Raw genomic sequence first — 7,743 nt, forward strand, 5'->3', positions numbered from 1 at the left:
TACGAACATGTCCGCGACGCCTCGCATCGACCTCGCGTCGGTCACCCGCCTCACCGAACTGGCCGACTACATCGTTCCGTTCACCATCCGGGTCATGTGCGACCTGGCCGTCGCCGACCACCTGGTCGACGGCCCGTTGCCGGTGGACGTGCTGGCTCAGCGGGTCGGCGCGCACCCCGGCGCGCTGACCCGGGGCCTGCGCGCGCTGGCCGGGCGGGGCATCTTCACCGAGGTGACCCCCGAGGTCTTCGGGCTCACCCCGCTGGCCGAGCCGCTGCGCAGCGACCACCCGTTCTCGGTACGCGAGTGCTTTCCGCTCATGCCGCCGGACATCTACTCCTGGGCCCGGCTCACGCACAGCATCCGCACCGGCGAGACGGCCTTCGGGCACGTGCACGGCGGCACCCGGTACTACGACCACTTCGCCGACCATCCGTACGAGTGCGTCCGGTTCGAGAAATCGGCCGAGAGCGTCAACCCGTTCGTGCTGCGGACCGTGCTGTCGGTGCTGGACCTGGCCACGGCCCGGACGATGGTGGACGTGGGCAGCGGCCACGGCACCTTCGCCAGCGGCCTGCTCGCCCGCCACCGGGAGCTGCGTGCGATCCTGCTCGACCTGCCGCACGTGGTGGCCGAGGCGCCGGAGGTGCTGGCCCGGGCCGGTGTCGCCGACCGGTGCGAGATCCGCGGCGGGAGCTTCTTCGACCCGCTGCCCGCCGGCGCCGACGTGTACCTGCTCAAGACGATCATCCATGACTGGCCGGACGAGCAGGCCGCCGTGATCCTGCGCAACGTCCGTGCCGCCGCCCGGCCCGACAGCCGGCTGGTCATCATCGAGTCGGTCAGCCGGTACGGCAACCACGACGACACCGGCAAGGTGATGGACGTCAAGGCACTCGCCCTGTTCGGCGGGCGGACCCGGACCGAGCCGGAGTTCCGGGCGCTGCTCGACGGCGCCGGGTTCCACCTGTCGCGGGTCACGCCGACCTCGTCGATGTCGGTCCTCGAGGCCGTGCCCGCTCCCGACGGCGAACCGGCCGCCGGCAGACCGGCCGTCGCGGCGGCCGGCCCGACGGCCTGAGGAGAGCCCGATGCCGCGCCTGGACGGTCGCAACCACATCAACCTCACCGTCGTCGACCTGGAGCGCAGCACCTCGTTCTACTGCTCGGTGTTCGAGATGGTGGTGGTCAACGACGTCACCCCGCCCGAGTCCGGCTTCCGCTTCCGCACCCTGCTACACACGGCGTCGTTCGCTTCGGTCGTGCTGGGCTGCATCGAGGGCCCGGCCGACGTCCAGGTGGGCGAGGCCGGCCCGCAGCGCTTCGACGAGCGGCACCCGGGGCTGCACCACCTGGCCTACCACGTGCCCGAGCGCGCCGACCTGGACGAGTGGGTCGCCCACCTGGACGCCATCGACGTCGCGCACTCCGGCATCACCACCTCCAAGCACGAGGCCGGGTCGCAGATCTGGCTGCGCGACCCGGACAACATCTGGCTGGAGTTCTACTGGGTGAACCGGGACTTCTTCGTCGACCGGCTCCGGCAGGTGTGGCGGCGCGACCGCCGGATGGCCCGCGCCTGAGCACCGGACCCGCGGGAAAGGAGGGGCCGCCCGGTCGGGCGGCCCCTCCGCACGTCAGGCCGGCAGGTCGGCCTCACTTCGCGCCACCACCGCGTCCCCGAGCACCAGCAGGTCGATCTCCTTGGCCCGCACGAAGGTGTCCACCGCGTCGGCGGCCGAGTTCACTATCGGCTCACCGGCCAGGTTGAACGACGTGTTGACCACCGCCGGCACGCCGGTGAGCTGCCGGAACTGCTCGATGAGCGCCCAGTAGCCAGGATTGGTGTCACGGTGCACGGTCTGCGGCCGGGCCGAACCGTCCACATGGGTCACCGCCGGCACCCGCAGCCGCGCTTCCGGGCGCAACGAGGCGGCGGCCAGCATGAACCTCGACGGATCGCCAACCGGCCCGTCGATCAGCTCGGACACGTGCTCGGCCAGGACACTGGGTGCCACCGGCCGCCACATCTCCCGCCCCTTGAGCACGTTGAGGCGTTCCAGGCTGCGCCGGCCACGCGGGTCGGCCAGCAGGCTGCGCGCGCCGAGCGCCCGCTGCCCGATCTCACCCCGGCCGCGCGCCCAGCCCACGATCCGGCCATCGGCGAGTTCACCGGCCACGGCGCGGGCCAGGGCGTCGTCACCGAGGCGGCGGTGCACCATGCCGGCTCGAGCCGCCGCCGCCTCGCCGGCCTCCGTAGTGATCGGCTGTCCCCAGTACGCATGGTCGATCCGGGTCGGCGCGAACTCACCGCACTCCCGCGCGGAGACCAGCGCGGCCCCCAGGGACACTCCCGCGTCGGTGGGCACCGGCGGCACGTAGACCCGGTCGAACAGTCCACTGCGGACCAGCACGCCGACCATGGTGCAGTTCATCGCCACCCCGCCGGCGAGCGCCAGCACCGGAGTGTCGACCCGCCGACGCAGCTCGGCGGCCAGGGACAGCACCGTCTCCTCCAGCCCTTGCTGAATTGTCGCGGCGAAGTCCGCGTACGCGATCGGCTCCTCCCCGGTGCGCGGCGCGTACGGGAACAGCTTGCCGAACCCGGGTGTGAGGGACTCGGCGACGGCCGGGTAGTACGCCATCAGCGGGCCGAGGGTCGCGGCCCGCCGGGTGGGGACCTCGGCGGTCGGCATGCCTCGGACCAGCTCGTACCCGCCGGGAACGGGCCGCACCGGCGCGCCCGGGCCCGGCCTTCCGTAGGCGGCGAGGCCCATCAGCTTGCCGGTGCCCCAGTAGCCCAGCCCGGCCCACTCGGCGGCGGCGTTGTAGTAGAAGCCCAACGACTGCTCGACGGGCCACTCGCGCAGGATCTCAATCTCCCCGTTCGCGTAACGGCCGAACGAGGTCGACTGCGTCTCGCCGGCGCCGTCGAGGACCAGGACCGCCGCCTCGTCACAGTCGTAGCTGTACGCGGCGCTGGCCGCGTGCGCGACGTGGTGCGGCACCCAACGGACCGCCGGCATGATCAGGTCCTCGTGGTCGGGGAAGAGCATGGCCCGCAGCCCGTCGGTGGTGAAGCGCCGGTTGCGCCCGAGCGGGATGTCCCGGAAGTCCCAGCCGATGGCGACGGTGTCCACGTCCTGCGGGCCGATGCCGGCCATCGCCAGGCACGCGGCGATGGCCTCGGCGGGCGGTTGACCCACCGCGTGCTTGCGGCGGCTGACCCGCTCCTGCTCGACGAGGCCGCAGAGCGCACCGTCGCGGACCAGCGCGGCGCTGGAGTCGTGGAAGCCGATGTTCACCCCGAGTACGTAGCGCGCCGACATGGTCGGCCTCCTTTCCGGTGTCTGGCGGTCATCCGACCTGTCGGGCCTCGTCGAGGGCGAGCACGGCTCGGACGATGTTGTGGTAGCCGGTGCAGCGGCACAGGTTCCCCTTGAGGGCGTGCCGCACGTCGTGCTCGGTGAGCGGACCCGGGTTCTCCTCCAGCAAACTCACCACCGCGAGGACCATGCCGGGGGTGCAGAAGCCGCACTGCAGGGCGTGGTGCTCTCCGAACGCCTCCTGCACCGGGTGCAGCCGGTCGCCGTCGGCGAGCCCCTCGACGGTGCGGATCTCGGCGCCGTCGGCCTGCGCCGCCAGCAGGCTGCACGACTTGACCGACCGCCCGTCGAGCAGCACGGTGCACGCCCCGCAGGAGGAGGTGTCGCAGCCGACCGTCGTGGCGGTCAACCCCAGCTCCTCGCGCAGCAGGTGGACCAGCAGGGTGCGGGCCGGCACCCGCCGGCTGTCCGGGCGGCCGTTGACGGTAGCGGTGACGGTGACGCTCGTCGTGCCGGGCCGGGCGTCGATGCTCATCGTGATCCCTCCACGGTGCCGGAATCGGCCAGGGCGCGGGCCACCAGCACCCGGCTCAGGTGCCGTCGGTAGGCGGTCGAGGCGCGTACGTCGTCGGGTGGGTCGCACCCCTCGTCAGCGCGCGCCGCCGCAGCGACACCGGCGCCCTCGGCGAGGGCCGCCTCGACCCCGTGCGCCCGCCGGATGGTCGGGCCCATGCCGGCCAGCGCGACCCGACCGTCGGCGACCGCGACGGCCACCACCGACCACTCCAGCGCCGGCCGGGCGAAGGTCCGGTAGCTCCACCGCACCGGGCCGGGCAGCGGCACCCGTACCTCGGTGACGAGTTCGTCGGGACGGCAGACCGTCACCCCGGGCGCGACGGCCAGCTCGGCGGCGGGCACCTGCCGGGTGCCGGCCACGCTGCGCAGCACCACGACCGCGTCCAACGCGACCAGGGCCAGCGGCAGGTCCCCGGCCGGGTCGGCGTGGGCGAGCGCGCCGCCCACCGTCCCCACGTGCCGCACCTGCGGGTCACCGATCGCCGCCGTCGCGACGGCCAACATCGGGGCGTACCGGTCGACCAGCGGGTCGGAGAGCAGCCGGTGGTAACGGGTCAGCGCGCCCACGGCCAGGTGGTCGTCGCGGTGCGCCACGAAGGACAGCTCGGCGACCCGGCCGAGGTCCAGCAGGGTGTCGACGCGGTCCCGGCGCAGCTTCAGCGCCGGCAGCAGCGACTGCCCGCCGGCCAGCGGCCGCAACTGGTCGCCGTACGCCTGGCGCAGCTCCAGCGCCTCGGCCAGGTCCCGGGCACGGTGGTAGTGCAGGTTCGCCGGGATCACGGGCCGGCCGCCGACCAGGTGGGCACCGGGCTGCGGTGCGTGGCGCGCAGGATCGTCTCGATGAGCTGGTTGCGGCGCGGAAGCAGGTAGAAGTGGCCGCCGGGGAACGTGTGCAGGGCGAACCCGGCGCGGGTGCGGTGGGCCCAGTCGCCGGCCTCGTCCGCGGTGACCTCGGGGTCGTCCGCGCCGACGCAGGCCAGCACCGACACCCGCAGCGGCACCGGCGGCTGCGGACGGTAGGTCTCGGCGATCCGGTAGTCGGCGCGCAGCACCGGCAGGGCGATCGCACGTATCCCTTCATGCTCCAGCGCCTCGCGACCGGTGCCGCCGAGCCGTCCGGTCTCCGCCCACAGCGTGTCGTCGTCGGCCAGGTGCACGCTGGTGTCCCGCAGCCGGCCCGGCCCCGGGCGGCCGGAGACCACCAGCGCCCGCAGCACGCTGCCGGGGCCGTCCAGTCGGCGTGCCGTCTCGTACGCCACCGACGCCCCGAGGCTGTGCCCGAACAGGACGACCGGCGCGTCGGCCGGCAACGCCCGCACCTCCCCGGCGACTCCCTCGGCCAGGGTCGGCAGGTCGGCCGCGAAGGGTTCCCCGGCCCGGTCCATCCGGCCCGGATACTGCACACCGTGCACCTCGACGTCGTCGGGCACCTGACCCGACCACGGCCGGTAGAAGGCGGCGTTGCCGCCGGCGTGCGGAAAGCAGACGAGACGCAGCGCCGGCCAGCGCAGGGGCCGGGGGCAGCGCAGCCAGGTGCGGACGGCGGGGGTCACGGGCGCGCCCCGATCCGCTCCGGCAGCTGGGACGCGGCCGGCGGCGCGTCAACTGCCCCGGCGGCGGCGTCGGCCAGTTCCGCCACGTCGGACGCGACGAGCATCCGCGGCGGGACCGAGTGCACCAGGTCGGGCGGCCCCAACCGGGTGGTGACGTCCTGCCACAACTGGCACAGGCTCAGGTGGTACTGGCCGTGTCGGGCCAGCTTCTCCCCACCCAGCGCCGCCCGGTGCAGGTTGCCCAGCGCGTACCCGACGCCGGCCGGCCAGACCTCCTCGAACACGGTGCGGTAGCTGGGCGCGACGGCGTCGGCCAGCGGCTGCGCGCTCGGCACGTCCAGGTGGTCGGGTTCGGCGCTCTCCCCGTCGGCGAAGTGCGGCCGGCCCACCCCCCGGTCCTGCACCTGCTGGGGGAAGTCCGGCCGAGGGCTCCACACGGTGGGTCCGTGGGTGCCGACCAGGGTGAGGTTGCCAGCCTCGGTGCCGATGGTGACCCGGTGCAGCAGGTGCGCGTAGTTGTCGGGGTCCGCCGGGTCCATCTGGTTCTGCACCCGCAGGGTCAGCGGCACCCCGGCGAGCACCCCGTCGAGGCTGCGGAACGGCACGTCCACCCGGGACAGTCGGCGTACCTGATCGGGCAGCTCGACCGCCGGGGCCAGGCCCCACGGGCGTACCCCGCCGAGGGCCTGGCCGAGGATGTCCAGCAGCGCGTACGCGACCTGGAAGCCGCAGGCCGCGTCGACGTAGCGCGCCGGCTGCCGGGCCAGCAGCGCCCGGGTTGCGGCGAGGAACCGGCGCACCGGGGCGGTGTGCACGTAGAACGAGTTCAGGTGGTAGACGACACCGGCGCGGCCGGCGGTCCGCAGACACTCGACCAGTTCGTCGTGGTGCAGCGGATGCTCCTGCAGCACGTGCAGCCCGCGTTGCATCAGCGCACGAGCCACCTCGCCGCCCGGCCCGCCGAGCAGGCCACCGCGGATCACCACGCAGGCCAGCGTGATGTCGTCGGGCACCTGGGCCACGTCGGTCCACAGCGGCACCCCGTAATGCCGGGCGCACGCGACCGAGCGGGCGCTGCCCCCGGCAAGGATCCCGGCCAGCTCGAACGGAAAGTCGGGCTGCCGGAACGCCTGCAGGTACACCTGGCCGAACTTGGTGCCGGCGACCAGCACTCTCGGTTTCACGCCACCCCCTCCTCGATCAGGTCGTGCGACCCCAGCGGACCGTCGTCGACGTGCAGCGAGGTGACCGCCGGGCTCGTGCGCAGCAGGTCCACCGTCCATGCCGGGTCCACCGCCTCGGCGAGGTGGTGCACCCCGGGTGGCACGGTGCCGGCGGCGACCGCCAGCGCGCCGAGGGCGACCGCCGCGCCGGTGAGGGCGTTCGCGCTGACCCCCCGGCAGGCCAGCACGCGGCTGCCCGCCGGGCCGGTCGCTTCGATGACCAGCAACTGGTAGCGGGGTCGACCGAAGGTGTCCAGCTCCGCCGCCCGGCACAGCTCGGCCGCGGCGTCGGCGAGCTGCGCCGCCGTCGCGCCGTCGCGCGCCCGTCGGGCACCTGCGGCGAGCGCGGCCGGCAGCCGGCTGCCGGCAAATGCCGACCACCAGTCGACGTCGGTGAGGCCGAGCCGGCGGGCCACCCGCTCGGTCTCGGTGCTGAGGTACGGCTGCAGCAGCACCGGCTCGTCGAAGAACGGCACCGGTACGTCCGCCCGGGCTGCGAGGGCACGGCTGCGCCGCGTGCCGTCCCGCCACGCGGCCGACGGCTCGCCGTAGTCGGCGTTCCCGGCGGCGAGGAAGTCCAGGGCGGCGCCGGGCGTGAACCCGTCGCGACCACCGACGTACCCGGTCATCCGCCGCGCTCCCGGCACCTGCGTCGCGAGGTAGGCGGGGAGCAGCCCGGACAGCCCGGGCATCAGCCCGGCGGAGAGCAGCGCGACCCGGTCCGCGGCTGCGGGCAGGGCGGACACCGCCGCGTGCAGCGGGTCGTCACCGGCCGCGTCGACGTAGGCGGCGCCGGTGCGCGCCGCCGCGCGGGCCACCGTGTCGCCGATCGAGGCCGCCGGTCCGGCGCAGTTGACGACGGTGTGGCAGCCGGCGCAGAACGCGTCCAGGCTCGCGGCGTCGGTGACATCCACGGCCCGCACGTGGACCCTCGGGTCGTTGGCGACGAGTCGGGCGGGGTCACGGGTGCCGGCGCGTACGGTGTCGGTGCCCCAGAGCAGCAGGTGCGTCAGGGCGTTCCGGCCCACCCCGCCGGTGGCGCCCACCAGGGCTACCGTCCCCACG

General features: G+C 74.3%; 8 protein-coding genes. 2 read left to right on the top strand and 6 right to left on the bottom strand.

What is annotated here, in order from left to right; translation table 11 throughout:
• The first annotated feature begins 7 nt into the window (after positions 1-7).
• On the top strand, positions 8-1,081 hold the full coding sequence (locus tag ABZV00_RS11485) for a methyltransferase (protein ID WP_355604534.1): 1,074 nt from the start codon (positions 8-10) through the stop codon (positions 1,079-1,081).
• A 10-nt stretch (positions 1,082-1,091) separates the two neighbouring features.
• Positions 1,092-1,583, top strand: a complete 492-nt coding sequence (locus tag ABZV00_RS11490; protein WP_355604537.1) for a VOC family protein — start codon at positions 1,092-1,094, stop codon at positions 1,581-1,583.
• Positions 1,584-1,637: 54 nt separating this feature from the next.
• Here the strand turns inward: ABZV00_RS11490 and ABZV00_RS11495 are convergent, their stop codons facing one another.
• The 6 genes from ABZV00_RS11495 to ABZV00_RS11520 are packed head-to-tail and all read right to left on the bottom strand — an operon-like array spanning position 1,638 to position 7,742.
• On the bottom strand, positions 1,638-3,329 hold the full coding sequence (locus ABZV00_RS11495; protein WP_355604540.1) for a carbamoyltransferase C-terminal domain-containing protein: 1,692 nt from the start codon (positions 3,327-3,329) through the stop codon (positions 1,638-1,640).
• Positions 3,330-3,357: 28 nt separating this feature from the next.
• Entirely contained in the window at positions 3,358-3,861 is a 504-nt protein-coding gene (locus tag ABZV00_RS11500) for a (2Fe-2S)-binding protein (RefSeq protein ID WP_355604543.1), read from the bottom strand.
• Positions 3,858-4,682 carry a xanthine dehydrogenase family protein subunit M gene (locus tag ABZV00_RS11505; protein WP_355604546.1) on the bottom strand — a complete coding sequence of 275 codons (825 nt, stop codon included), beginning with the start codon at positions 4,680-4,682 and terminating at the stop codon, positions 3,858-3,860. The genes ABZV00_RS11500 and ABZV00_RS11505 overlap by 4 nt, the downstream gene beginning before the upstream one ends.
• On the bottom strand, positions 4,679-5,455 hold the full coding sequence (locus ABZV00_RS11510; RefSeq protein WP_355604549.1) for an alpha/beta fold hydrolase: 777 nt from the start codon (positions 5,453-5,455) through the stop codon (positions 4,679-4,681). The genes ABZV00_RS11505 and ABZV00_RS11510 overlap by 4 nt, the downstream gene beginning before the upstream one ends.
• Positions 5,452-6,639, bottom strand: a complete 1,188-nt coding sequence (locus tag ABZV00_RS11515; RefSeq protein ID WP_355604552.1) for a Gfo/Idh/MocA family oxidoreductase — start codon at positions 6,637-6,639, stop codon at positions 5,452-5,454. Before ABZV00_RS11515 ends, ABZV00_RS11510 begins: the two co-directional genes overlap by 4 nt.
• Complete coding sequence (locus ABZV00_RS11520) at positions 6,636-7,742, bottom strand: saccharopine dehydrogenase NADP-binding domain-containing protein (protein WP_355604554.1); 1,107 nt, start codon at positions 7,740-7,742, stop codon at positions 6,636-6,638. The genes ABZV00_RS11515 and ABZV00_RS11520 overlap by 4 nt, the downstream gene beginning before the upstream one ends.
• Position 7,743 lies beyond the last annotated feature (1 nt).

Source organism: Micromonospora sp. NPDC005173, from assembly GCF_040608515.1.
In the GTDB taxonomy this organism is placed as follows: Bacteria; Actinomycetota; Actinomycetes; order Mycobacteriales; family Micromonosporaceae; genus Micromonospora.

Coding starts and splice junctions, on each gene's coding strand:
- ABZV00_RS11485 (WP_355604534.1), top strand. CDS start 8: ATGTCCGCGACGCCTCGCATCGACCTCGCGTCGGTCACCCGCCTCACC.
- ABZV00_RS11495 (WP_355604540.1), bottom strand. CDS start 3,329: ATGTCGGCGCGCTACGTACTCGGGGTGAACATCGGCTTCCACGACTCC.
- ABZV00_RS11500 (WP_355604543.1), bottom strand. CDS start 3,861: ATGAGCATCGACGCCCGGCCCGGCACGACGAGCGTCACCGTCACCGCT.
- ABZV00_RS11490 (WP_355604537.1), top strand. CDS start 1,092: ATGCCGCGCCTGGACGGTCGCAACCACATCAACCTCACCGTCGTCGAC.